Genomic DNA, 24,729 nt, shown 5'->3' with positions numbered 1-24,729 from the left:
GAACGGAATCAGGGAGGACCGTCGTGATGTAGGTATGACGATGACAAACGAGCAGACGAACCGGGCAGTGGCACAGATGACGGGGGACCCGATGAGTGAGGAGGAGCGCGAGCCCACTGCGGCAGAGATCTTGGAGTGGCGCCGCGATGCGGTGTTTCTCCCCGAGGAGGACGCGACCCCGGACGAGTTCCCGTCCTTGTACAACCTCTCGGCCGGGTTCATGTTCGGCGGCATGGTCCGCCCATTGGAACCGTCGCCGCCGGAGTATGTGGCGTTGTCGATGCCCCACAACGCGGGTCCGGAGTTCGAGCTGGCGGTCGGGAAGTGGAACATGCTTTGGGAGTCGGCCCAGTTCCGGCGCCGGTTCTTCGACGTGGACGATCTTCCGGACCAGTTGGCTAAGCTGGCGGAGCTCGGGGACGTCAACGTCACTCTCGTGCCTCGCACACGGTCGCGATACTTCGAGTACGCACCGTTAATGCACCTGCTGCCGAAGCGCGTCCTGGATATGTTCGGGTTGCCGACGCTGCGTCGCGGACAGTGGCCATTCATGGCTGACAATGCGGGTGTCGATGACTTCCTGCCAGCCGACTTCGCTGCCCGGCTCACCCGGGCGTGGGCATGGACAGTGTGGCCCCACCTGGAGTCGGGATCGAAGATGAAGGCGTTCTCGGACGACGACCCGGTACGGCTGCTGACCCACAATCTCGATTTCTGGGTGCCGGCGGTCACGGCGGTCATTCAGGACCGACTGCGTGACTTCGATGAGGTCGACAAGGGCAAGACCGCCGGGCCGGTCACTCTCGAGGATGGCAGCGTGCTCGAGGCGGCGGTGGCCGGCAACCCCCGGAAGGGCGGGCCCGTCTGGTTCGGTGAGGACGACGCCCGTGAAGCCCTGGTCGAGACGGTGGAGGCCGCGGACCGAATCGGTCAGCTACGCGGCATCCTCGACGCTGTCCGCTCTCACCGGATCGAGGACGACTTCTCCAGCCACTGGTCGTACGCGAGAGAAGACTTCGAACGAAAGCTGCACGGCAAGCGGCGAAAGATCAAGGTGACGTTCGTCGAGTTGACCGACACCATCCCGGTCCAAGGACCGGAGAGCGAGATCGTGGGCAACGTCGTCACCAACGACTTCCTCGCGCTGCTCGATGCCCGTAACAGGCAGATCGTAGTGCTCCTCAACAGCGGCGTGACGAGCAAGAGCGAGATCGCCGAGATGCTGGGGTACGCCAGCCACAGCGCAGTCTCGAAGCGGCTCGCACAGATTCGTCGGGAAGCGGAGACGTTCTTCGACAGGAACTGACCACGGGCCTTGGGACTCGCAGGGCCGCCAGGGAACCCGGAGACGGACCGGGGAAACCCGGTCTCCGGCGGCGGGATTGGTACATCGGGGTGAACAAAAGCCCAGGTCAAGCGATCTGATAGGATGTACCCGGACACGCCTCTATCCGACACCATCTCGTCTGGTGTCGGATATCTGTGTGACCGGTTCCACCAACAACTACAAAGAGAGGAGGTGGGAGGCATGACGCCTGATCAGCCGCGCTCTAAGCGCGTCTCTAGCGTTATCGGAAAGCTTCTGGCTGGAGCACTCGTCCGATGGCTGCTTGAACAGATGTTTGCAAACCTGGTCGATATTTAATTATCGGCGAGTTGGGTTTCCCCAGGCTTCTACAGCTGGGGTACCTAACTCCTCAATTAAAGTATCACACTTTCCTACTTTTGTAACCTCAGGAAGAGATCGTACTTGCACTTGAGATCGATTCGCCAGGGTTATCGTCGCAGGTCGGAGGCTTGCGACAAGAGTAGGGCGGCTCGGCTGCCGCCGCGTTCGTAGGCGCCAGCCGAGCCGCAACACCGGCAAAGGAGGCATGGAGGTACGCCGAGTACTGCTGCGCGCCGTGATCGCGGGCGCCCAGCAGTACTCGACCGGGACACGTTGCCGGGCGAAGTTGGGCGTGGCATGCGACCTGGCGACACCACGCAATGAGCGCCACCGGCACGCGTGTGGTGGTGTTGCGTATGCCACGCGGCACGCCATGCACATGAGAAGCCGCCTGCACCGAGCGTGTCAGCGGCTTCGCATCTTTCCCGAATGATCGTCACCGCCGAGCCATCAGCGAACCCACACGAAGAGGGTTGCGGGTGCGGACGAGAAGATCGAGGAATGACTGAGTTGAAGCCTGGGCGGATCCCTGTGGGCGATCCCATCGCGCTTCGCTTCGACCCGGAGACCAAACGCAGACTCGAGGAGATGGCCGAGGGAATCGGCCCCCGTCGATTTGGGGCGCTGGTCCGTGTTGCGTGCCGGCGACTTGTTAATCAGCCCAAGGCTGTCGGTCGTGGTCTCTCGGAACAGCGGAGGATCTCGGAAGCGCTGCGGGCGATCCCGCTGGTCATGCTGAAAATCAAAGTGGAGCCTGCCACTGCGCTGGAGTTCGCGGAGTTGGCCGTCGAGCACGACACCACGGTCAGTGCCCTCATGCGGATTGCGCTGCATCGTTTCCTGGAAGCGCCTGGTCGCTACAAGCATCCACTGCTCCGTGAGGCCGAGCGGGCAGGGCTGTCCGACTGGGTCGACGTGATGGTTCTCCCGTCCAGCAAGCAGCAAGTCTGGAGGCTCGCCGGACGATACGGGGACAAGCTCAACACTGCGCTGCTGCGGGTCGTCCTTCGGCGCCTGTTGGACGAGCCCGGTGACCTCACTAGAGACCTGGAGGCCATTGCGCCGTTGCGGGATCTCAGACCCGAGATCTATCCGGCCAGGGCGAATGTGCACTTCGACGATGCCCTCCGTGACAAGCTCGACGCGCTGGCCGCACGGGTCGGATCTGATCGCGCCGAGTTGATGCGCCTCGCCGCGAAGCGCGTGCTCGACGAGCCCGGAATGATCGACCAAGCCGTGACTCGCGAGATCTTCCGCAGCGAGAAGAACAAGAAGCACCTTCTGGCCCGGCATGCTCGCCGCCACACGCAGCCCGACTGACTTCACCGGCTGCCATTATCCGCCGCTGCGAGTCTGGGCAATTAGGCGAACGCCGCCGTCAACATGAGGCCCCAGAATGCGTAGTGCGCCGCATCACGATTCTTGCAACCTGCCGCAAGGGCCGTAAGGAAAACTCCCCCAGCGACAACGAAGCTGGCGATGGCTCGGACTCCTGGACTCGTATTCATGGCGGGGAGTGAACAACAAAACGCGTCCCGACCACAACTAGGTCTGTGGATAACCGGCGGCTCTGTGGATGACCACCGAAGCCAGCCGGAGTGTGCAGGAAGCCGTCGGTCTGGCGGCCGCGGTCCTTCGTCCCGGGCGAGGCCACCTGCGGTGTCCCCCTGATTCGAGCTCCGCTGCGCTCCGCCCAGTGAAGGGCGCCGTTGTTGTTCCCTTCTGGCCTTCCGAGTCTCGCCGGCGGTGACCTGCGCGCAACCGCCGACGCCTGACGGCGGCCCAAGGGCTCCGAAAATTCTTTCCTCCGCTTCGCTCCCCCAAGATTTTTCGGCTCGACAGTTGCACTCCGGCCACCTCATACCGGCGGACCTCTCCTTTGCCAGAAGGGCACAAAAAATGATCGGGCCGCGCAGGTGGCCCGGCTGAGCATCGGAGGTTCTGTGTGAGCACCACCATCGTCCTCGACACGGTCATCGACCCCATCAACGTCGCGCGCGCGATCTACGCCGACCTGCGGGTCGAGGAAGACCCCGACTTCGACGACCTGGACACGGACATGCGCGCCGAGCTGGTGGGCATGGTCTTCGGCCTTGTCCCCGACGACCCGTACATCCAAGCGGCCGAGATCCGGCTGGTCCCGGCCGACTTCGGCCTCTGACCACATCCAACCTTCAGAAGGAGACACCATGCGCACCACCTTTTCCGCCGTCGTGATCGAGATCGACGGCACCATGACCGCCCAGGACCTCCCGGTCGACCCGTTGTGGGCGAGCCTGCGGATCCCGGCCGGTATCGGCGCGGCCCTCGACGCCGTCGGTGACGTCGGCACGACCGGGTTCGTCCTCGGACGCGGCCCCCACCAGGGCACGGCGAGCCTGCTCGTCGGGGCGAACCACCAGCATGTCCCCGCCGTCCCGATCAACCAGCTAGCCACCGCGATCGTTCACCGGTACGGCCCGGTCACCGACCACCCGATTCGCGGCCGCGCCGTTCTGGTCGCCGGATGGGACGAAAACCCGGAACCGATCCTCGGTCCGGTCGCGGAGGCACTGATCGCCAGCCGCAGCGCTCGCCCCGCCCAGGCGGCGTAAGCACTCCGATCCGAAACGTCGGTGGGAACCGGGCAGCAACTATCTGCCCGGTTCCCACCGCCACGACGGACACCACACACACGACCGGGACCGGAAAGTTCCGGTCCCATCACCACCGAAGGGAACCCCAGATGAACGTGACACCGGGAGCGCCGAGTGTGCCGATGCGAGTGCTGCACAACGAAGCACGGGACGCAATGCTCATCGGCTACACCGACGGCGACCCACTGCGCGAGGTGATTCGGTTCGAGATGGATCCGCGCCGCGACCTGGAGGTGAACCTCGAGGAGGTCTTCGAGGTGTTCAACGAACCCGGCCCCCAGCTTGTCGGACTCGAAGTGGTCCGCCGGTACCGGGCCGAGCGTCACCGATCGCTGAGCAAGGGCGACGTCCTGTTCTACGGCGAAGTCGCATACGCCGTCGCCGCCGCCGGATTCGTACGGGTCTACCCGACGCGCGAATCCATCACCTTCCGCTGACAACCAGGAGATCGAGATGACCGAGGACGCGGTCCGCATCATCCGCGAGCAGGGATTCACCGCCGGTGTGCTCGCGTCGTGCGGTGAGAGCGACGACGAACCGCTGCACGTGCTCGCCGAACGTGCAGGCATCGAGTTCGGCTACATGGCCGCCGAACTCGACACCTTCAACGACGGCTTCGCCACCGGGTGGCAGATTGTTGACCGTCTCTGTGGGTGACGACCACGGCATGCCCGTTCTCCACTGAGGGTGCCGATGGAGAATCGCGGTGATCGCAGGGGTTGATCTGCTTCGTGTGCATCGTCAGTGTGACGAGGAACTGACGGGTGCGCGGCACCCCGCGAAGTCTTGGCGGGCCAGCGGGGTGCCGCACTGTAGTGCTGGAGGCACTGATGGTGACGGTAGAGGCTGATCCTGTCCACGTCGAGTCCCGACTCGCGGCCGGGACGATCGGGTGCCCCTCGTGCGGGGACGGTGTGCTCGGCGGTTGGGGGTATGCCCGCGCTCGCCGGATCGTCGGGCTCGGTGATCGGCTGCGGCCGCGGCGAGCGCGGTGCCGGGCGTGTTCGGTGACCCATGTGTTGTTGCCGGTAGCTGTGCTGCTGCGCAGGGCGTATGCGGCGGAACTGATCTGGGCGGCGTTGACCGTGCGCGCGGAGGGCGGCGGGCATCGTCGGGTCGCCGCGGTCGTGGGTGTGCCGGCGACGACGGTGCGGGGTTGGCTGCGCCGGATGGCGGAGCGGTTGGAGGAGGTGCGGTCGTGGTTTCTCGGTGTCGCGGTGGTCGCCGGGGTGGACGTGACGATTCCCGATACCACCGGCTGCCGGTGGCGGGATGTGCTGAGTGCGGTGGAGACCGCGGCCGCGGCGGTGCGATCTCGGTTCGGTCCGGCCGGGTTCGTCGGCGCGGTGACGCCGGTGCGGGTGGCGGTCGCGGCCAGCGGTGGTCGCCTCCTCGCCCCGGGGTGGCCCTCGGCGGCGCCGAGGCCGGACGCAACACCAGTCGCCCCTGACGCGGGCGGCGATGATCGGTGATCCTCACGAAGGCACCCGCCGGCAACACCTGTGCCGGCGGGTCTTCATCGAGAGGGGAAACCGAGAAGATGTCGTTGGATGAGCACAAGCGCCGTGAGCGGGCGCAGGCGATCGGGTTGTTCCGGTATCGGCTGATCTGCCCGGCCCTGGACGAGGGGTTGTCGACCAAGCAACGCGGCAAGCTGGTGCGCGAGATCGCCGCCGAACCGCATGCCGACCCGTTCGGCAATCAGGTGCGGATCTCGCGGGAAACGCTGGACCGCTGGATCCGCCGCTACCGCCGCGGCGGCTTCGAGGCGCTGGTGCCCGAACCACGTCGGCTGGCCGCGCGCACCGACACGCAGGTGCTGGAGTTGGCGGCCTCGCTCAAGCGGGAGAACCCCACCCGCACCGTCGCGCAGGTGGCACGGATTCTGCGCACCGCGACCGGGTGGGCGCCGTCGGAATCGACGCTGCTGCGGCATTTCCACCGGGTGGACCTGATGGGTCCCGGCGCGGGCGAGGCGCCGGCGGTGTTCGGGCGGTTCGAGGCCGCCGACCCGAACGAGTTGTGGTGCGGTGACGCCCTGCACGGCCCGCGGATCGGAGACCGCAAGACCTACCTGTTCGCGTTCGTCGACGATCACTCCCGGTTGCTGCCGGGCTATCGGTTCGGGTTCGCCGAAGACACGGTCCGGCTCGCCGCGGCACTGAAACCTGCCCTGGCCGCGCGCGGTGTTCCCCGGGCGATTTACGTGGACAACGGTTCCGCGTTCGTCGACGCGTGGCTGCTGCGTGCCTGCGCGAAACTCGGTGTGCGGCTGGTGCACTCGACCCCCGGTCGGCCTCAGGGCCGAGGCAAGATTGAGCGGTTTTTCCGGACCGTGCGCGAGCAGTTCCTCGTCGAGGTCACCGACACCAGCAGCGAGGACCTCGCCGCCGCCGGCGTCGACCACGCGGCCGCGCTGCTGGAGATGAACCGCCTGTTCACCGCCTGGGTGGAGACCGAGTACCACCGCCGCGTGCACTCGGAGACCGGGCAGAGTCCGCTGGCACGGTGGCAGGACGGCTGGGACCGGCTCGGCCGCACCCCGGCGATGCCGACAGCCGCCGATCTCACCGAGGCGTTCTTGTGGTCGGAGCACCGCACCGTCACCAAGACCGCGACCGTGTCACTGCACGCCAACGTCTACGAGGTCGATCCCGCCCTGGTCGGGCGGAAGGTGGAGTTGGTGTTCTCCCCGTTCGACCTGGAAACCCTCGAGGTTCGCTACCGCGGCAAGAGCTTCGGGACAGCCACACCGCACACCATCTCCCGGCACGCGCACCCCAAGGCGAAACCGGAAACGACCGCGCCGCAGTCGCCGGCGCAGACCGGGATCGACTACCTCGCCTTGACCGCGGTCGCTCACCACGAGCAGCTGCGCCGCGACGAGCGCATCGGCTACCACGCCCTCTACAGCACCACCCACGGCCACGCCGCCGACGAGAACCCCGCCCTCTCCCTCGACGACGACACCGTCGTCGTCCTCGACCACACACCCGCCACCGACGGCGAGGTGTCGGCATGAGTATCCAACGGCTGCAATCACATTGGGCTTTCACCCGAATGCCATTCGGGCGCGACCTCGCACCGGGAATGCTGCACCGCCACCCCGGCCACGGCGAGGCAGTCGCCCGCATCACCTGGTGCGTCGACCAACGCGCGATCGGCGTGATCACCGGCGAGGTCGGCGCCGGCAAGACCGTCGCCGTCCGCGCCGCCGCCGCGGCCCTCGACCCCTCCCGGCACGTGATCATCTACCTGGCCAACCCCACCATCGGAGTGCGCGGCATGCTGGGGCACGTCGTCGCCGCGCTCGGGCACACCCCCGCCTTCCATACCGCCAGCCTCGCCCCGCAGGCATCGGAAGCACTCGCTACCGAACACGCTGAGAGGGGACGTAATCCGGTGCTCGTGATCGACGAATCTCACCTGCTCGACAACCACCAGCTCGAAGCGATTCGCCTGCTCACGAACCACGAGATGGACTCCGGATCCCCTTTCGCGGTCGTGCTGGTCGGCCAACCTACCCTGCGGCACCGGCTCCGACTCGGCGTGCTCGCCGCCCTGGACCAGCGCATCGCCGTGCGCTACACGATCGCCGGGATGAGCGCAGCCGACACCGCCGACTACATCCGCCACCACTGTCGCATCGCCGGCCGCGACGACACCCTGTTCTCCGACGACGCGACCGAGCTCATCCACAACGCCTCACGCGGGCATCCCCGCGCCGTGAACAACCTCGCACTGCACGCGCTCACCGCTGCCTTCGCCGCCGACCACGCCATCGTCGACGAGAAGGCCGCCCGCATCGCCATCAGCGAGATCGCCGCGGACTGAACCCGATCCCCATCAGCCCGACCACCACCGCGTCAACCCGACGAACACTCCGTCACCACGCCCACCACGGCCCCGCTCACCACCCCCGAGCGGGGCCGTTTTCGCACCGCATCGTCGTCAACCCCGATGACGCCGTCGTCGTCACCTTCAACGACGCGCAACAGGCAGATGGCACGGCAGGCGGACCGCACCACCGATACCCCGGCCCCCCACTGACGACGAACCACCCGGAAACAAGAGAACACCGGGCAGCAACTATCTGCCCGGTGTTCTCGCCCGAGACAGTACAGGAGAGAGACATCATGACCGCAACACTGCAACCGGTGGGCGTCGAGCTGATCGAGGTCGACCCGCACACCCTCGACGTCGGCAAGAACGTGCGCGACCAGGTCGACCTCGAGGCGACACCAGGATTCGTGGCGTCGGTCCGCGAGCACGGTGTGCTGCACCCGATCACCGCGAACCGCCGCGAGGACGGCGTCCTGGTGGTCATCGACGGACAACGACGAACGCTCGCCGCAATCGCCACAGGCCGCGACACCATCCCCGTGCTGGTGCGCTCACAGGACACGACCGACGAGATCGAGCGTGCCATCGCCCGGATCAGCGAGCAGATGAACTCGAACAACCACCGCACCGGCCTGACGACCGCGCAGAACGCCGCCGGGATCGCCGAAATGCTCGACCTCGGGGTGCCGGTGGAACGAGTCTCGAAGGAGCTGAGCGTAAAGCGCAAGGCGGTCAAGCTGCTCGGCGCAGTCGGACGCCGCGAAGCCGCGCGCGCGAGCCTCGAGGAACAGGGCCTGACGATCGAACAGGCGGCCGTGATCGCCACGTTCGAGGCGGATGGCGACACCGAGGCCGTGGAGACATTGGCGCAGTGCCAGCGCCACTCCTTCGACTACCAGGCCCGCATACTCCTGGCGGACCGGAAGGAGAAAGCGACCCGCGCCGAACGCACCGCGACATACGCCGAAGCCGGGTTCACCGTGCTCGACAGCGATCCCGGCTTTGGCGACGACACGAAGATCCACTGGCGATACATCGCCACCGCCGAGGACGCCGAGGCGGACCCGCGCGCGCACATCACCGAGGAGCAGGTGCGGCAGCGGCCGGAGCTATGGGGCGTGTGGGTGCGCACCGACACGATGTACGTCGAAGTCGAGTCCGGAGAACCGGTCGAAGAGGGCGACATCGACTGGGACACCTTCGACGACCCGGACGTCGAGCCCGAGGAAGGGCTGCGGCACGCGAACTCGGTCGAGGAACGCGACGTGTACGTGCCGCAGTTCTACTTCCTCGACGTGCTGCGTGCCGAGGACGCCGGTCTGGTTCCTGTCAACGGTGGCCGCTACCAGTTCAACCGGGCGATCCAACTTGCCGGGTTCAACCCGACCAACCCGTTGCCGGAGGACGAGGAAGCCCGTGAGGCCGCACTCCTTGCGGCGGAGGAGGCCAAGCGGGTGCAGCGTCGCCGGGTACGGGAGCTGAACAAGTTGGCCGAGTCCGCTACCGACGTGAGGCGTGAGTTCATCCGCGAGATGCTGTCGGCGAACAAGCCTCCGAAGAACGCGGCCACGTGGACGGCGATGATGGTCGCGCTCGCACCGCACCAGTTGTCGGAGTTCCACTCGTCCGATCTGCTGCCGGAGTTGATGGGTGACAAGACCTGGACGACGTACGACGCGAAGAAGAAGATCGCGGCCGCAGCGACGGCGGCCAGCGAGTCCCGCGCCTGGATGCTTACCTTCGCGCTCACTGTCGCGGCGATGGAGTCGCGAATGGCGAAGGATGCATGGCGGTCGCGGCCGCAGTACGTCAGCGAGTACCTCGCGATGCTCACCGAGAACGGGCACACCCTCTCGAATGTGGAGAAGGTGATCAGCGGCGAACTGCGCCCCGAAGACATCGACATCACCTAGTCATGAAACGGCGCGCCCCCGGAAGTGCGGAGTTCCGGGGGCCCGTCAGGGAGGGGATGGAGGGTGTTCGGGGCATCGAGCCCCGAACACCCTCTGCGCATCAGCCGTGTGCGTGCACCTGGGTCTGTGCGACGCACCGAGAATCACCAAAGAGTGAGTGGCAGGCCGGCGGCTTCGGCGCGGCGGATCCGTAACTCGATGCCGTCGGATTCGTCGCCGTTCGCGAGGCCGGCGCGGACAGCGGCGGCGACGGCGCGGGTGCGCCCGGCGGGACCGCGGATGTCGGCGAGTGGACTGGCCAGGTTCCGTCGCCGCAGGTAGTACTCGGTGCGATTGACGGCGTTGGTGCCCAAGCGCATGTGGTGTGGATTGACGCAACCGGCGAAGTCGCATTGATGGCACAGCACCGCGTCATCGGCACCGGACCACCCCAGCCTCGGGATCACTCCGTACTCGAGTTGGTAGGCGAACAGATGCGCGGGCACGGTGCCACGTCGAGACGTGCCGGGCAGACTCGCCGCCCGAAAGGATCCGTGACCCGTCGAGCTGACACTTCCGGTCCAGACAGTGCACAACTCGTCGGCACGCCGATAAATTTTCGCTTCGAACCGAGCGACGATCGTGGGCTCGGTGAGCCACGATCGCCACAGTCGTGCAGGAACGCGCACCGGCTGCGGCTGTCCGATCAGAGCGAGCTGCTCGTCCTCCGCATGTGGCGAGGGAACGGGCATACCCGGGAGCGGGGAAATGCCGCTGGTGACGCTCAGGGTGTCCTCCACTCAACCGGTTCCAGGTGCTGTTACCGGCGAGGATAGAGGCGGGGACCGACAGGTCGGACACAAGTGGTGATGCAGCGAGCGCCCCGACCCGTGACCGGATCGGGGCGCTCGCTGCATGTTGTGGTTGTTGGCTACATCGCCACCCAGCCCACCATGATGACGGTGTTGTAGATGAAGTGCGTCATGATGGCGGGCCAGAGCGATCGGGTGTACAGCGCGAGCCCGACGTAGACCGCTCCTCCGACGAATCCCGAGACGACGTTGGCGGTGCCGTAGTTCAAATGCGACACCGCGAACAGAGCGGTGGACGCGGTCGCGATGATCGCGATGAGGAGCGTTGCGTGCGGCCGCCACCGCTGCACGAGAAGGACAACGTTTCGGAAGGCGATCTCCTCGACGAGGGCTGAGCCGAAGAAGGCATACGTCAACGCGCTGTAGAGGCCGTACTTCGTCCCGAGTATTTCCCTTGCGTCGTTGGCGGCATCTTCGGCGGGATCGATCACGGGGAATGCCGTGACGAGCTGTGTGGCAAGGAGAAGGTGCAACAGCGCGAGCGTGCCGGGAATGGCGACGAGCCACAGCAGCTGAGTGCGTCGCGATACCGGCTGGTTCCGGATCCTCACCGGTGCGAGGCCGAGCCAACGGAAACCGCGCGCGAGCTCCGCACCAACACTCCACACCGGACCACATGGAGGAACTAGCTTCACCACGACGACCGCCGCGACGAGACCATGCAGCCCGAGTAGGGCGGCGAAACCGGGCTCGTTAGGTGCGAGGCGCGCAAAGGTGGCAAACTCCGAGAACCGGTCCCAGAAATGTGATGAGGACCCGCTTTGAACGCTGGCCTTGGACGCCACGTCCGTTTCCAGCGGCGGACTCTTCTGATCTATCGAGCGTGATCTCGCTCATCGAACTCCCCCCGGAGTACTGAACATGAGTGTGCCACTGACACAGAGCGGTCAGTGGCACTATGGCGGGTGCTTGGTCAGGCCGACGCGGCGAGGGATTCGTTCGCCGGCTGGGGCGAAGAGTCCGTCGAAGCGGTCGCGGTCGGGGTCCCCGGCTGGTCCTTCTGTGCGGCCTTGCGGGGACGGCGCTGCTGTCCGCGACGGCTGGGCTTGTTGTCGTCGGCCTGCCACCGCTTCAGGTCGGCGTCGGTGAATCCGGCGCTGCGCGCGGCGGCGATCGCGTCGGTCAACGCCTTCTTGTTCGCGGCGTCGGCGCGCGCGAACTCCTCGCGGGTGTCGGCGAGAGTTTTGTGTGCTGTGGCGACGACGCGGATCGCTTGCATCTTCTTCTCGGCTTCTCGTCGGATCTGTTCATCGAGAGCGGCGAATTCGGTTTCCAGCGACTGGTTCTCCATGCGGTCGATCGTATAGACGTTGCCCGCGAATCTCGAGCCGTACACGCGGCGTGTGCGCGAGTCGAGTCGCGCTCGGATTCCGTTGTCCCCGGGTGGGTGTCCGGGTAGGCGTTGTGTGCACACGACACAGCGGAGCGGAGAAATGTCGTGGGTGCCCAATGCCGTTAAGCCCGGTACCCACTTGGGGACAACTCCCCCGCGGCGAAGTCGCGTTGGACGCGCGTAGCGCGGCCCCTCTGTCGGCCCGTTCGGGCGCCGGCCGACCACAAGTGTGGAGTGCCCTGGTCCTCGTGTGGATGCCCGAGATTCCCTGTCCCGCTCCGCTCGATCTCAGGCACCCACAATCGGGTCCACACCACAGGTGGGGACGGCCGGAAGACCGCGCAAAGGAACTCGCTGCGCTCGTCCTGTGCTTCTTTCAAGAACGGGCACACGACGCAGGCGCTGCGTGCCAACTGATCGAGCCCCGGCGGAGCAAGATGGAAACTTAGGTGCCCTAAGTTGGGGTCAGGTCTGGACGCTGCGCTCTGGACCTGAGACACTGCCGTGTAGCCCCACGTGGTGGGGGCGCTGCGCTGGGCCAACTGAAAGGCAGGGACGATGAGCGAAGACGCGGTTGATCGTCCCCGGCGATTCCGGCGTGAGCGACGTGCGAACGTCGACGGTGGCCGGCAGGCCCGGCACGTGGTGAAGGTGACTCCGGAGGAGGAGTCGGCGCTGCTGGCGAAGGCGCAGCATGCGCGGGTAACCGTGCCTCGGTTACTCGTTGAGTCAGCGCTGGCAGACCATTCCGAGACTGCTTCCGAGCGGCGTGAATTCGCGGAGCAGTTGTTCAGCGGGTTCCGGCTGCTGTCTGCGATTTCGATCAACGTCAATCAGATGGCCAAGGCCACCAACGCTACCGGGGATCTGCCCGACAATCTCCGTGTCACACTCGACGAGGTCCGGCGGGTGGCGAGGCGGATCGACGGGATTCTGCAGGAGTTCGACGCGCGATGATCGTGAAGATCGGCACTGGTGGGAAGATGACCGGTCTGCTGTCGTACCTACAGGGTCCGGGCCGATCCAACGAACACACCGACCCGCACCTGGTTGCCGGTGATCCTGCGATCATGGCGTGGCACCACGACAACGAGTTGTCCCACCAGGACGCAATCGAGATCGGCCGTCAGATCGACGAACCGCGACGGGTATTCGGCACCGTAGTCCGGGAGCCGAACTACCTCCGGGACTCCAACGGCGAAGACGTACGGGACTCGCACGGCAAGAAGGTCCGCGACCCGATCGACCCCTGGCGGGACGCGAACGTGTGGCACTGCTCGCTGTCGCTGCACGCCGACGAGGGGCAGCTCACCGACGAGAAGTGGGGCGAGATCGCCCAGCAGTTCATGGACGAGATGGGATTCACCAGTCAGTCCGGCCGCTCCCCCGCCCGCTGGGTGGCTGCCCGTCACGGTCTTTCCAGCAAGGGCAACGATCACATCCACATCGCCGCCTCTGCCGTGCGTGAGGACGGCACGAAGGTCGACTTGTGGCGGTCGAAGAGACGGGCAAGTGAGATCGTCGCCAAACTCGAACGACAGCACGGCCTCGCCGTGATCGCCTCCCGGGAAACCAACTCCGGTGAGCGCGGCTACCACCGTGCCGAGAAGCAGCGTGCCGAGCGTGAAGGTGCGAGTGAGTTGGACCGTGAGCTCCTCGCTCGCCGCGTCCGCGCGTGCGCGACCGCGTCGAAATCCGAAGCGGAGTTCGTGCGCCGCCTGCGTGGACAGGGGTTGATTGTGCGGCCCCGCTTCGCCTCCGGACGCGGCGACGTGGTTGTCGGTTTCAAGGTCGCGGTTCGACCCGCCAACGGACACTCTCCGGTCTTCTACGGCGGAGGGCACCTTGCCAAGGACCTGACGCTGCCGCGTTTGCGCAGCGAGTGGGAGGACAGCCCGCAGGCGTCGGCGGCGGCCGTCGACGAGTGGAACGCTGCTCGCCGTGAACGTCCGACCGTGCGGGCCGGCCGTGAGAGTCAGGAACTCGACCCGAAACTGCTCGACCGAGCCACCGAGGACATCGGTAAGTGGAACGCCTACCTGCGATCCATCCCACTCGAAGACCGGGCACAGTGGGCACGCGCAGCAGGCCGCACCGCCGGTGTGTTCGCGGCATGGTCCGCGAAGATCGAACCAACACCCGGACCCCTGGCCGCGGCCGCGCGTCAGCTCGCCCGTTCCGCGCAACTTCCGGCGCACCGGGCGTACCGGGCACCGAAGGGCGCCATGTCTGCGGGTGGTGCCGCACTGATCGTGATGCAGACCGGAGGGCATCTCCCGAACAGCGTGTCCGCGATGTTGTTGCTGCGGCAGTTGATGAAGGCGATGGAGGCGATCGCGGATGCGCATCGCGCGTCAGGCGAGTTGTACCGTGCCCTCGACATTGAGTACGCCGCGCGGACCGAGCTCGCGGCCATCTACGCCCCTCAACAGCCGCGGCTGTCGGTGCCGGATTCCGCGCGCGTCGAAGACCGGATGACGAGGCAGGACGGCACGTCGACATCGACACTCACACCGGAACAGGAAGAGTTGCGGCGACTTGTCGCACTCGACAACGCATCACCACCATCTGAGGCAGTGAGGCGTCCCGGATCGCCGATTCCCGCGCCGCTCGATCCGTCCCCACGCACTCACGCCGGTCGCGACCGTGCCCAGGAAGGCAACGAAAGGTAGGACTCCGGCGTATCGGTTGGAACTGATGCGGCATTCTTGGGTCCATGACTAAATCCGACCCGAAGACGTCTCGCCGATCAGGGCGAACCTTCGGCGAGACGATCGCCGGTCCAATGGCGCGGTTTTGGGCGGGCTCCCACGGGCCATCGAGGGTCGACACAGTCAGAGTTTTGAAGAGCGTGGGCCTCGAATGCGTGGGCACTAACAGGCAGGAACTGGTACTGCACGCTCTCGAATCGGCGAGCGACGAGGACGCGAAGGAAGCCCTTCCTCGACTGTTGAGGTTACTCCGAGGACTTCTCAGCCGAGCTCAGCGTTCAACTCTAGGAAGGGAAGATGAGCTCGTCGATGCGGTAGCCGATCTGATCGAGACATTGAAGCGCGTCGATGTGGTCCTCGATCCGTCCGGGACTCTCCACTGGAGTGGCGATACGCAGGAGGGGTCCGCTGCCACATCTCCACTCGCAACCCCCGCTCACACTATCTCCCCTTCATCAGACCTACGACAATCACAAAGGGAGACTCCCGTGTCTCAGCCCGTTACTTCTCCCGCGCGCGATAGACGAGTCTTTCTTGTCCACGGTCGCGATCACCGAATCAAGAAGTCCATGGTCCAGCTACTTCGTACCTTCGATCTCCGGGTCATCGAGTGGGAGGAGGCAGCCTCATACACTGGCTCCGGAAGCCCTACCACGATGGACATCGTTACTGCAGGAATGGAAGCCGCCGGCGCCGTCGTAGTGCTGTTCACGCCGGATGACCTCGGGCGATGCAGGGATGAGTTTCTCTCCGATCATGATCCGCAGTTCGAGAGGGATCTGACCCCTCAGCCGCGTATGAACGTCATCTTCGAAGCTGGAATGGCTATGCAGAAGGATCGGGAAAAAGTTGTCCTCGTCCGGTTTGGTGGCGTGCGGGAGATGTCGGACATCGCTGGAGTGAACTATGTGCAGATTAAGGACACTTCCGACAGTCGTAGGGATCTGGGACGACGTCTGAGAAACACAGGCCTTGCCGTCGATATGGAGAACGACGATTGGCGGACTGCCGGCGACTTCACAATTCCCCCGTCCGCTGGGCGCGGCGCTGCAACCCCTTCTGCTGGCGGGCCCACAGTTCAGCCTGAACCTCCTCCGGAGCGGGATCTAGTAGGTCAGGTCAAGCGATACGTCGTTGACGGTTCGAAGAGCATCGACCTCATCGACCTGGTGAAGAACACGACAAAACAACTACGGCGAGACATCAACGAGCTTCCGATCGTCACGTCGAGCAGCGGGCCGCTTGAGCCACTCGAAGCCAGATATCGGTTGCTTTACGAGCTCACTGAACCCACGTTGCAGATCCTGCATGCCGGCGTTGAGTACGACCCGGCCAGCGGGGATAATCGTGCATGGCCGCTTGCGTTGCAGGAACTTGTCGACGCCCGCGGACGCTTCAAGAAAGACGGGAATTCCCTTATCCAACGGATGCCGGAATCTGCCTACGACAAGTCGCGCCACTTCCCCGCTTTACTGGCCTTCCGCGTCATCGGTTTGTCAACACTGTGCTTCGACTCGGACGCGGATCTGTGGATCAAACTGGCAGAGAACGTTAAATGGCGCGATACGGACAGAGGACCGACTGCCCCGAGACTGCCTGCTCTTCGAGTGCTGGATGAGCACGAAGTGCTGGATGAGCGCTCAGTGATGAACTTTGCAGGCATGCAGGACGTTGCGGGACTTGGATTTGCTCTCAGTCGGTACCTACGGAAAATGCTGCGGCCGCTCTTTGCGGAGGCATGTCCTGACGATGAGGATTGGAGTCAACTCAACGACCAGTACGAATACCGGCGAGGGCTGTTCTATCTCCGGCATGACGTCGAGCCAGGCCCTACACTGGCTGCAGGTGAACGGCGGTGGGGAAGGGACGTGTGGGAGCCAGAAGCGATCTTCGTTGAGGAAGCACAGGCGGCAGGATCCGACTGGTCATGGTGGCCAATCATCGGTGACAAGTCGGAATTAGCTGACGCCATTGCTCTCGCCCGAGACCGGGTCGGACGACGATTCTTGAGGCGCCTGTAAAGGCAGGAGTGGGCCGTGTACCTGGTTGGTTTCGAGGGAACCGACCAGGTACACGGATTGGATCTACTACCGGCCAGTCATCGTCCGCTCGGCAGACTTACCGCGTCTGGCCCGACCCTTGCGGGCCTTGGGATGGCTGCCCGCGCCGGCCACCGCTTCGACCGGGTGCCTGGCCTGGTCGAGGTCGGCGCGCATGCGGGTGGCGACTTCCTCTTCGTCGATGCCGGCGGCCCTCATCTGGTCGGTGTCCTCCCCGCGTCGTTCGGCGGAGTCGTAGTCGTGGTCGGCCACCGAGCGCAGCGAATCACCGCCAAGTGTCCGCGGTTCGACGTCTTCGCTGTTCGTCTCGTTGCGTTCGTTCTCATCGGCGCGTTCGGCATCCGCCCGCTCGGCCTCGTCGAGAATCTCACTGGCCGTCATGGTGTCGGCTTGGGATCGGCCGTGTTCGGCGCCGGCGCGGGCTTTTCGGTTCTCCGCATCGCGCAGCAGGGCGTCGACGACCTTCTCGTCCGCGCCCGGAGCGTCCACGTCGATGCCATACCGCTTGGCGGTTTCGGCGCGGATCCGTTCGACGGCTTCCGATGCGACCTGGGAGTGTTCCTTCCATGCCTGTGCGTGCTGCCACTGGTCGGCGATCTCGCCGGGCTGTGCCCGGTTCCACCATTGGTCATCGAACGAGGCACGCAGGTATGCCTCGGCGGCCGCGCGACTGGTCTCTAGTCGTTGTGCGAGTTCGCGGGCATGTTCGGCTGATTCGCGGCGCGCCTGCTCGAGGTCACGCTCACGGTTGCGAGCCATCTTCTCTGCCATGCGGGAGGCCAGTTGCAGTGCGACGCGCATCATGGCGTTGACTTCGTGGTTTGCCGAGTCGACTTCGGGACCTTCGGACATGTGGTTCTCCCTACCGGTTGTTGTGGTGACGGGCTTGGCCTAGAGGTTGAGGCTGGAGGTGCGGGTGGGCGCGGCCGTGGATTTGTGGGTCGGTTCAGGCTGGTTCGGTGAGACGAGGACGGACCGGGCTGGGGAAGGGAAGTCGCTGGCAGCGAGTCGGGCGGCTGCTGTGATGTCCTGCTGGATGGTGGTGCTGCTGTCGAGTGAGGGGACAGCCGGGGGGACACCGCTCGGGGCCGCGAGTTCGGCGACGGTGTCCTCGGCCCTGTCGGCCGCGGCATGGAGGGCACTGGCCTGGTCCGGGGGGAGGTTGTAGTTGGTGGCGAAAGAGCGGACGTCGCGGATCATGTTTGCGGACCGCTGACGGAGGCTGTGCATGTCCATATCCGGGTCGGCGCGGGTCGCGCGGTCGATCTGGTCCTCGGTGTGTCCGGCGTCGCGGGCGAGGTTCTTGGCGCGGTCGAGTTCTTCACCGGTGTGGCTTTGGTAGGCGTCGCGGGTGCGGTGCCGGGGGCCGTATTGGTTCCTGGCGGCCCATGCCACATCACGCAACTCGGGGGTCGGATGGTGTACGAGCGCGTTCGGGTCACGCAGTTCTGCGATGAGGTCGTTCGCGTGGGCTTTGAGGATGTCCCATGCGCTGGAGTATGCCGATCTGGCCTCGTTGATCGCGGGGCGAAGGCGATCGACTGTGGCGGGCCCGCCGGTGGCGAAGACGACTTCGCGTTGTGGGGTGTCGTCGCGGGTGATGGTGATGTCGTACCGGGGACCGACCTCGTAAGCAGTGCTGAGGAACTCGTGGAGGGCGTCGAATGCGGCAGCTTGTGAGGTGTGCTGGGTGGTAGTGACGCCGATTGGTCCTTCGGAACTTGGTCGGTGCTCGTAGTGGCGGCAGGTGGCGGTGTAGATGCCGTCGTCGCGGTGCATATCCATGAGGATTGGTCCTTCCGTGCGTCAGAGCTCGCGGGTGTCGGGGAACATCCCGGCGGGTGCCGGATCGGTCGGCAGCGGTGCGATGGCGTTGTCCGGCGTGTGGTGGCCGTGTTGGACGCTGCATTTGCTGAACGGGCCCTCCGAGGACATCAGCACCGACATGTGGTGGTCGGCGTGGTCGCGCCACCACACGCTCATTCCGGTGGTGGCGTCGAGGCGGAAGTGTTCCCAGGTGCGCCACAGCGCTTCGAGGCGGGAGATCGCTTCTTCGTGCCGCCACCATTGAGGGCACCAGCGGATTTCCCGGTTGTCGATGACGTCGCGGCGGTAGCCCGGGGCCAGGCGCACCCGAACGAACTCTTCGGTCGACCCGAACACGGTGGTCGGCGGATTCTCCGCCGCGTCCGCTGCGTGGGCGGCCGCGACCAGCTGCGTCTCCAGCTCGGCGGCGAGTCGACGCCGGGAGAGCTCTTCGATCCGCTGATAGATCTCCGGGGTGAGTAGCTCGGCGAGCTGGGTTTCGGCGATCGCCTTGATCTGCGTGCTCAGCAGCGTCCCGGTGACCTTTCCAATCCGGGCGCTCAGCTCGTCGGACAGCGCGAGGGCGTCGCCTGCACCGTTCCCGTCGGCCGGGGTAGCCGCCGGTGCGGGTGCGGGCACGAGACCCTCGAGCGGCGGCGCCCAGGAATCCTCGGGTGGGGCGGGGTCCTCGTCGGGCGGTTCGGGCAGGTCGAACTCGTCAAGGCTGGTCATACCGGCTGTACCTCTTTCGGTTCGGCGTCGTCGGTGAGGGTCACCGCTTCGGCGAGGGTCTTGTCCGCTTCGGGATCGTGGCGTTCGATCGATGCCCGCACCTGGTCGGCGTAGGGGCCTTCCCACCAGGGCACGGTCTTGACGAGGGTGGCCCGGTTTCCGGACGAGCGGACGATCGCGCGGCCGCGGGGCAGTTCTTCGAGTTCGGACTCGGTGAAGGTGGTGATCTTCGTGCGCTGGCGTGAGGTGGAGCGGCCTCCGCGACCGGAGGAGACCGATCCGCTGTATTCCCAGTGCTCCCCGATCGCGGTGGACAGCGATCGGAGGTAGTTGTCGTCGACGGCAACTTCGCAGCCGCCGCCGTAGACCTTCACGTTGGCGGCCGAGTGCAGCATTCCCATGCCCTTGTTGCCCCACACTTCGGTGCCCTGGGCGTAGCTCTGCAGGATGGCCATGATCACGATTCCACGAGATCCGTAGTGGCTGAACAGCTTTGGGAGCTGGGTCCAGCGGACCACGTTGGCGGCTTCGTCCAAGGCGGCGAGCAGCGGCACCGGTAGACGCCCACCTTTCGACCGGGTCGCCAGTTCCTCGGCGGCCTCACAGATCGCGACGGTCAGCGCCGTCACCAGCGGTCCGGCGGACCCGTTGCCCTCACGAGAGAGCAGGTAGATGGTGTCGTTCGAGCGGACGAACTCCCGCGGATCGAAATGCGGTACCCAGCTTCGCTGGCCGTCGGTCGACACCCACGGCCGGATGGACTGCATCTTCAAGCAGCGGATCATCTTCCGGGCCGTGCCGAAGACACCGCCGCGCTGTTTCGCCGGAGCGTTGTACTGGCCACTGAGACCGGATGCGTGCAGGTCGTAGCCGTGTTTGCGGAGAATGTTGACCGGTTCGACGTTGGTCTCGTCGGTGACCCACGTGTACACCTGGGTGATCGGCTTCTGCTCGGCCGCGGCCGCCAGGAACAGGGCGGTGAGCAGGTCCTGGCCCTCCGGGTCGAAGAAGGAATCCTTCTTCGCGTCCAGGCCGTCGTCGCCGGCAGCGAAATGCGCGGCCAGGTCCGCGGCCCGGACCTCGTCGGTCACCCACGACAGCGGATCCCACCACCAGGTGTTCTCCCCGTCAGCGACTTTCTGCGGGTCGAAGATCCACACCTTCCCGCCCTTGGCTTCACGCGGGTCGCGGGTGGCATCGACCACGTCCCGCTTGTTCGAGGTGGTCAGCACCGCGCCGGGCGCTTCGAGGATCGCCGGAATCACCCGGGAGCTGCTCTTTCCCGAACGCGGACCCCAGATGTCGACGTGCATGTCCTCGTACTTCGCGTACAGGTTCTGCCCCGACAACAGGTGCTTTCCGATCGGGACCCCCGGCGCCGCACCCTCTTCGAGGACGACGCCCAACCGGTCCGACTCCTTACGGCACAGCTTCTCGGTCAGCGATCCCACGTCCCGCAACCGGCCCATGTGCTTGGCCTTGTTGTCGACGCGGGTGCGCTTGCCGCGGCTGCGAGCCACCAGCACCAAAATCACGAACGCTGCCGCCAGCACCAGCACTGCGTACACCGTGATGAGCACGGTTGCGGTGGTCGACCATTGAAGATGGCCCTTCACCAGGTCGATCAGGACCACGGCCGGGTTCGCCGGCACCTCCTGATCGGTGCCCAGGCGCAGCGCCAGCATCACCCCGCCGCCCACCACCCCGACGACGGCCACCACTGCCGCGATCAGATACATCTCGCGTGCCGAATTGACTGGATCCTTGACTCCACGGTCACTCATCGCAGCTCCCCTCGCCCGAGGGTCGTGGCCACGACCGTCTTGGTCGAACTCGTCATCATCACTCCTGAATGTCGTTGCAGCTGTCGGTCACGCCTGTCCGGTGTCAGCGGACGGTCAGAGCGCTCACCCGCCACACCCCGAGACGGGTTGCGCTCATGTAGACCGCCACCGTGGATTCATCGAGCACCGCTCCGGCTGGGGTGGTCGCGGTCTGGGTGACGGCGACCACCCGCGAGATCCGGGCCGGCGCATCCGGTGGATGGTTGTCACCGGTCACCGCCGCACGGGCTGTCACGGTCGCGTTCGCACTCGCCCACCGGTCCCACTGGGCACCGGTGATCGGTGCCAGCACGGAGAACGCCGCCTTGTTCTCGGCGTAGAACCGCTCGTCGAGCAGCGCTGCGGCCCGGTCGGCGCCAGCGGCCTGCGTCGGGTCCGTCGCGGGGGTGTAGCTGAACAGGGCCTGCGCGGCGGCGACCATCACCGCTTCCGGATCGTTCTGATCGACTCCGCTGAACTGTTCCGGCAGCTGCGGCGGTGGTGGGGTCGTCAACGCTGCCGTCGGGCCACCGGAATCCATTGGTTCGGCGGCATGGTCATGCCCGTCGTCGGAGCTGCCGCACCCGGCCGCCAACAGGGCCACCGTCACCATCGCGGCGGCGACGCCGCCGCGGATCGTCCTGCTGTGATGCCGATTCATCTCGTCACCGGCCCAGGCCGGCGAACATGATCGCGATGAAGGTCGTCGTGACCACAGTGGCCATGCACACCACGGCTGCGACGATGGCCAGGGCCAATGCGCCACTGGTGTATCGCGGTCGGACGCGGCGCACGAGGGTGACCCCCGCGGTGACCAAGGCGGGTACCAGCAGGATCCCGGCGGCGACGGCACCGCTCTGCCCGAGCCAGAACAACCAGTTCGCTGCCGTCTGTTGCCGTTCGGTCCCCAACCAGAGTGTGTCGTCGATCCGGAGGAACTCACTGGCGATGTCCCGCGCCACCTTCCAGGTGAGGCCGACCGTAATCGCTGCCGCCGCCACAAGCAGTCCCAGCGACACCCTCTCCCAGGGCTTGACCGGGGCCGGCTCACCGGCGACCTTCCGCAGTTCGGTGGCCGTGATCTGGTGAATCGTGCTGGCGTAGAGCGGGGAGGGCTGACCCCGACCCCGCAGCGGCCGCCGGAGAACCTCGGCATCAAGCGCTTCCAGCGCCGACAGATACGCGAGGTCGCGTTGACGTTCGGTAACCTGCCATCCGTTCGCCTCGAGGATTTCGGTCTGGTCGCCCAGCACCTTGGCAGCCCAGTTGTGCGGGGCGACTTCTTCCTGGCCCCAACTTTTGATAGCCGCGCTCTTCGGTGCGGGGTTCTCGATCACGTTTTCCGTCATGTGCCCTGTCCCTTCGTGTTCTGAGTCGGTCTGTGTCCGGTCGTGTGAGCGGTGGCCTAGAGGAATGGGTAAGTGCTGGTAGATCCGGTCAACATGAGCGTGAATCCGAAGAACAACCAGATCCCGGGTGATCTCTCGCCCGTCCGCTCGGTCCACCGCCGCCACCCCCCACACGGCGCCCGCCACTGTCACGATGACCGCGCCGGCGACGAGCACAATCCAGGAGATCCACTCCAAGTGCTGTCCGAGCGGTGCGCCAATGACATGCGCGCTGGCCGTCATCGGACTGTCGTCCGTACTGATCGTGTTCGTCACTGGGGTTGCCTTTCTGTGGGTTGGTCGCCGAATCGGCGGACGTACATTTCTTCGCCAGCCCAGTTGGACAGCGGTTGGATGGAGACGACATCACCTGATTGCGGGGCGTTGAGGAGCATGTCCTGGCCGTCTGTGACGCCGTGGTAGATGCCGACGTGGTGGGTGCTGCCGCCGGACCCGAAATAGATCAGGTCACCGGGCTGCTTCTGGTCGAACGGAATGTCCTGCCCGCGAGCGTCGTAGAGCTGGCCGGGGTTGGAGTGGTCTCCGGTGAAGTGCGGCAGACTGATCGCACCCCCGGATGCCTGGTAGACGGCGTACAGGGTCAGGCCGGAGCAGTCGAAGCCGATCTTGTTGGTGTCCCCGTGGGCGTCGGCCGCACCGCCGCCGTCGCTGATCCCGCGGGTGGGGCCATTCACGTCACCGCCGCCCCAGGCGTATTCGGTGCCGAGCCAGCGGGACGCGGCCTCGATGACCTTCTGCCCGAACGGGCCCGGTGCGAGCGGGCCGTGCTCGCCGCCTGCGGGTGGGCACGCATCGGGCAAGATGCCTCCCGCTGCGACGGCCGTAGCCCTACCGGCGGAGGAGATCTGCGACAGTTCGTCGGTGGTGAGTTCCTTGCTCGCACCCTTGAACTCGCTGTACATGGCATGCGCGGCGTCTTCCCACGGGGCGTACGCCTCCGGGTGCGCCGAGGCCTGCACGGTCTGAGCGGCGAGGGTGACCGGCATCGACTCCCACCCGGAGACCTGCAGAAGGGCCTGGTAGAACTTCACGTTCGCGGTGACCGGGTTCATCAACTCGTCGACCGTTCCCCAGATCCCGACCTGCTGCTGGTACTGGTTGACGGACTTGTTGTCGCTGCCGACGCCGTCGTGCGGGTAGTTCAGGGATTCGGGCACCACGGAGCTGGCGAGCATCCGGAACGTCGACTCGCGGCCGATCGTGGCGAGGGCGACGGTGATGCCGCGCTCGGAGACACCCATCGCTTCCCCGATCGCGACCGCCTGCTTGGCGATCGCGAGTTGGCGGGCGTTGTAGACCGCGAGCCCCGGTGCCGTAGAGGTGCCGGGCGAGGTCGGCGCCCCACCGTCTCCCTCACCTGTCTCGGGAGCCGGTGCCTGGCCGGGCTCGATGGCCTGGTCCACCCAGGGAGCCGGGTCGACGGCGGTGCCGACACCGTCCGGGAGGCGGCCCCCGTCCCAGACCTCGAAGTGCAGGTGCGCGCCGGTGGTGTCGCCCGCGTTGCCGATACGGCCGATCTCTTGTCCGGCGGACACCCGGTCACCGGCCTTGACCAGCACACCGTCGTCGAACATGTGCCCGTAGACGGTCGAAACCACCTTCCCGTCGATCTGATGGTCGACGATGATCCAGTTCCCGAATCCGGAGGCGGGACCGGCAGCGATGACCCGGCCGTCGGTGAACGCGTAGATGGGAGTGCCGACCTCGCCGGCGAAGTCGATGCCCCGGTGCTCGGTCCCCCACCTCGGGCCGAATCCCGAGGTCAGTGTGGTGGTGCCGGACTCGGTCGGTTTGACCAGTGATCCGGCAGGAGCTGTGCTGCCGCCGGGCGTCGCCGGGGCCGGGCACTCGTTGCCGCTGTCGGAGGCGACGACGACCACCAGCAGCACGAGTCCCAACACGGCGGCCACGGCGGCGGCGACCAGCTTCTTGATGTCCACGGC

The 24,729-nt window shown here is 66.0% G+C and carries 23 protein-coding genes; 13 read left to right on the top strand and 10 right to left on the bottom strand.

Features of this window, described 5'->3' with window-relative positions; all coding sequences use genetic code 11:
* The first annotated feature begins 34 nt into the window (after nucleotides 1-34).
* The 10 genes from ROP_RS40015 (at nucleotide 35) to ROP_RS39970 (ending at nucleotide 10,061) form a co-directional block, all read left to right on the top strand.
* On the top strand, nucleotides 35-1,306 hold the full coding sequence (locus ROP_RS40015) for a hypothetical protein (protein WP_012691864.1): 1,272 nt from the start codon (nucleotides 35-37) through the stop codon (nucleotides 1,304-1,306).
* A gap of 864 nt (nucleotides 1,307-2,170) precedes the next feature.
* Nucleotides 2,171-2,989 carry a CopG family transcriptional regulator gene (locus tag ROP_RS40010; protein WP_043827551.1) on the top strand — a complete coding sequence of 273 codons (819 nt, stop codon included), beginning with the start codon at nucleotides 2,171-2,173 and terminating at the stop codon, nucleotides 2,987-2,989.
* A gap of 625 nt (nucleotides 2,990-3,614) precedes the next feature.
* Complete coding sequence (locus ROP_RS40005) at nucleotides 3,615-3,830, top strand: hypothetical protein (protein WP_012691862.1); 216 nt, start codon at nucleotides 3,615-3,617, stop codon at nucleotides 3,828-3,830.
* A 28-nt stretch (nucleotides 3,831-3,858) separates the two neighbouring features.
* The gene (locus ROP_RS40000) at nucleotides 3,859-4,263 is read left to right on the top strand and encodes a hypothetical protein (protein ID WP_012691861.1); all 405 of its coding nucleotides are present in this window, start codon (nucleotides 3,859-3,861) and stop codon (nucleotides 4,261-4,263) included.
* 131 nt (nucleotides 4,264-4,394) lie between these two features.
* On the top strand, nucleotides 4,395-4,742 hold the full coding sequence (locus tag ROP_RS39995; protein WP_012691860.1) for a hypothetical protein: 348 nt from the start codon (nucleotides 4,395-4,397) through the stop codon (nucleotides 4,740-4,742).
* Between the two features lie 16 nt (nucleotides 4,743-4,758).
* Nucleotides 4,759-4,962 (top strand): hypothetical protein, encoded by a 204-nt coding sequence (locus tag ROP_RS39990; protein WP_012691859.1) that lies wholly within the window; start codon nucleotides 4,759-4,761, stop codon nucleotides 4,960-4,962.
* A 173-nt stretch (nucleotides 4,963-5,135) separates the two neighbouring features.
* The gene (locus ROP_RS39985) at nucleotides 5,136-5,777 is read left to right on the top strand and encodes a hypothetical protein (RefSeq protein WP_012691858.1); all 642 of its coding nucleotides are present in this window, start codon (nucleotides 5,136-5,138) and stop codon (nucleotides 5,775-5,777) included.
* A 68-nt stretch (nucleotides 5,778-5,845) separates the two neighbouring features.
* Entirely contained in the window at nucleotides 5,846-7,327 is a 1,482-nt protein-coding gene (locus ROP_RS39980) for a DDE-type integrase/transposase/recombinase (RefSeq protein ID WP_012691857.1), read from the top strand.
* Nucleotides 7,324-8,139 carry an ExeA family protein gene (locus ROP_RS39975; RefSeq protein ID WP_012691856.1) on the top strand — a complete coding sequence of 272 codons (816 nt, stop codon included), beginning with the start codon at nucleotides 7,324-7,326 and terminating at the stop codon, nucleotides 8,137-8,139. The genes ROP_RS39980 and ROP_RS39975 overlap by 4 nt, the downstream gene beginning before the upstream one ends.
* Nucleotides 8,140-8,441: 302 nt before the next feature.
* Complete coding sequence (locus ROP_RS39970) at nucleotides 8,442-10,061, top strand: ParB/RepB/Spo0J family partition protein (protein WP_012691855.1); 1,620 nt, start codon at nucleotides 8,442-8,444, stop codon at nucleotides 10,059-10,061.
* Nucleotides 10,062-10,204: 143 nt separating this feature from the next.
* On the opposite strand, the gene ROP_RS39965 is transcribed toward ROP_RS39970, so the two are convergent.
* The 3 genes from ROP_RS39965 to ROP_RS39955 form a co-directional block, all read right to left on the bottom strand.
* Nucleotides 10,205-10,792 (bottom strand): HNH endonuclease, encoded by a 588-nt coding sequence (locus ROP_RS39965; protein ID WP_050785298.1) that lies wholly within the window; start codon nucleotides 10,790-10,792, stop codon nucleotides 10,205-10,207.
* Between the two features lie 179 nt (nucleotides 10,793-10,971).
* Complete coding sequence (locus tag ROP_RS43355; RefSeq protein WP_158306539.1) at nucleotides 10,972-11,463, bottom strand: CPBP family intramembrane glutamic endopeptidase; 492 nt, start codon at nucleotides 11,461-11,463, stop codon at nucleotides 10,972-10,974.
* A 362-nt stretch (nucleotides 11,464-11,825) separates the two neighbouring features.
* Nucleotides 11,826-12,203: a hypothetical protein gene (locus ROP_RS39955; RefSeq protein ID WP_043827591.1), complete on the bottom strand. Its 378-nt coding sequence runs from the start codon at nucleotides 12,201-12,203 to the stop codon at nucleotides 11,826-11,828.
* Between the two features lie 600 nt (nucleotides 12,204-12,803).
* Between ROP_RS39955 and ROP_RS39950 the strand changes: the two genes are divergently transcribed.
* From ROP_RS39950 to ROP_RS40660, 3 genes are read left to right on the top strand one after another with little or no spacing between them, the layout of a single operon-like run.
* On the top strand, nucleotides 12,804-13,202 hold the full coding sequence (locus ROP_RS39950) for a plasmid mobilization relaxosome protein MobC (RefSeq protein WP_012691851.1): 399 nt from the start codon (nucleotides 12,804-12,806) through the stop codon (nucleotides 13,200-13,202).
* Entirely contained in the window at nucleotides 13,199-14,917 is a 1,719-nt protein-coding gene (locus ROP_RS39945; RefSeq protein WP_012691850.1) for a relaxase/mobilization nuclease domain-containing protein, read from the top strand. Before ROP_RS39950 ends, ROP_RS39945 begins: the two co-directional genes overlap by 4 nt.
* 44 nt (nucleotides 14,918-14,961) lie before the next feature.
* A complete protein-coding gene (locus ROP_RS40660) occupies nucleotides 14,962-16,977 on the top strand; it encodes a TIR domain-containing protein (protein ID WP_012691849.1) in 2,016 nt (671 codons plus the stop codon).
* Between the two features lie 66 nt (nucleotides 16,978-17,043).
* Here ROP_RS40660 and ROP_RS39935 read toward each other — a convergent pair whose 3' ends face one another.
* From ROP_RS39935 to ROP_RS39905, 7 genes are all read right to left on the bottom strand, one after another.
* The gene (locus ROP_RS39935; protein ID WP_012691848.1) at nucleotides 17,044-17,868 is read right to left on the bottom strand and encodes a hypothetical protein; all 825 of its coding nucleotides are present in this window, start codon (nucleotides 17,866-17,868) and stop codon (nucleotides 17,044-17,046) included.
* Nucleotides 17,869-17,907: 39 nt separating this feature from the next.
* On the bottom strand, nucleotides 17,908-18,801 hold the full coding sequence (locus ROP_RS39930) for a hypothetical protein (protein ID WP_012691847.1): 894 nt from the start codon (nucleotides 18,799-18,801) through the stop codon (nucleotides 17,908-17,910).
* Nucleotides 18,802-18,822: 21 nt separating this feature from the next.
* Nucleotides 18,823-19,554, bottom strand: a complete 732-nt coding sequence (locus tag ROP_RS43785) for a DUF4913 domain-containing protein (RefSeq protein ID WP_012691846.1) — start codon at nucleotides 19,552-19,554, stop codon at nucleotides 18,823-18,825.
* Nucleotides 19,551-21,338, bottom strand: coding sequence for a type IV secretory system conjugative DNA transfer family protein (locus tag ROP_RS39920; protein ID WP_012691845.1), 1,788 nt, complete (start codon nucleotides 21,336-21,338; stop codon nucleotides 19,551-19,553). Before ROP_RS39920 ends, ROP_RS43785 begins: the two co-directional genes overlap by 4 nt.
* Nucleotides 21,339-21,441: 103 nt before the next feature.
* Nucleotides 21,442-22,038: a hypothetical protein gene (locus ROP_RS39915; protein WP_012691844.1), complete on the bottom strand. Its 597-nt coding sequence runs from the start codon at nucleotides 22,036-22,038 to the stop codon at nucleotides 21,442-21,444.
* 4 nt (nucleotides 22,039-22,042) lie between these two features.
* Nucleotides 22,043-23,041, bottom strand: coding sequence for a hypothetical protein (locus tag ROP_RS39910; protein WP_012691843.1), 999 nt, complete (start codon nucleotides 23,039-23,041; stop codon nucleotides 22,043-22,045).
* Nucleotides 23,038-24,726 carry a peptidoglycan DD-metalloendopeptidase family protein gene (locus tag ROP_RS39905; RefSeq protein WP_012691842.1) on the bottom strand — a complete coding sequence of 563 codons (1,689 nt, stop codon included), beginning with the start codon at nucleotides 24,724-24,726 and terminating at the stop codon, nucleotides 23,038-23,040. The genes ROP_RS39910 and ROP_RS39905 overlap by 4 nt, the downstream gene beginning before the upstream one ends.
* Nucleotides 24,727-24,729 lie beyond the last annotated feature (3 nt).

The sequence above is a fragment of the Rhodococcus opacus B4 genome (genome assembly GCF_000010805.1).
GTDB classification, from domain to species: domain Bacteria; phylum Actinomycetota; class Actinomycetes; order Mycobacteriales; family Mycobacteriaceae; genus Rhodococcus_F; species Rhodococcus_F opacus_C.
Note: the sequence above shows the minus strand (reverse complement) of the source record. Positions and strands in the feature narration are given on the sequence as shown.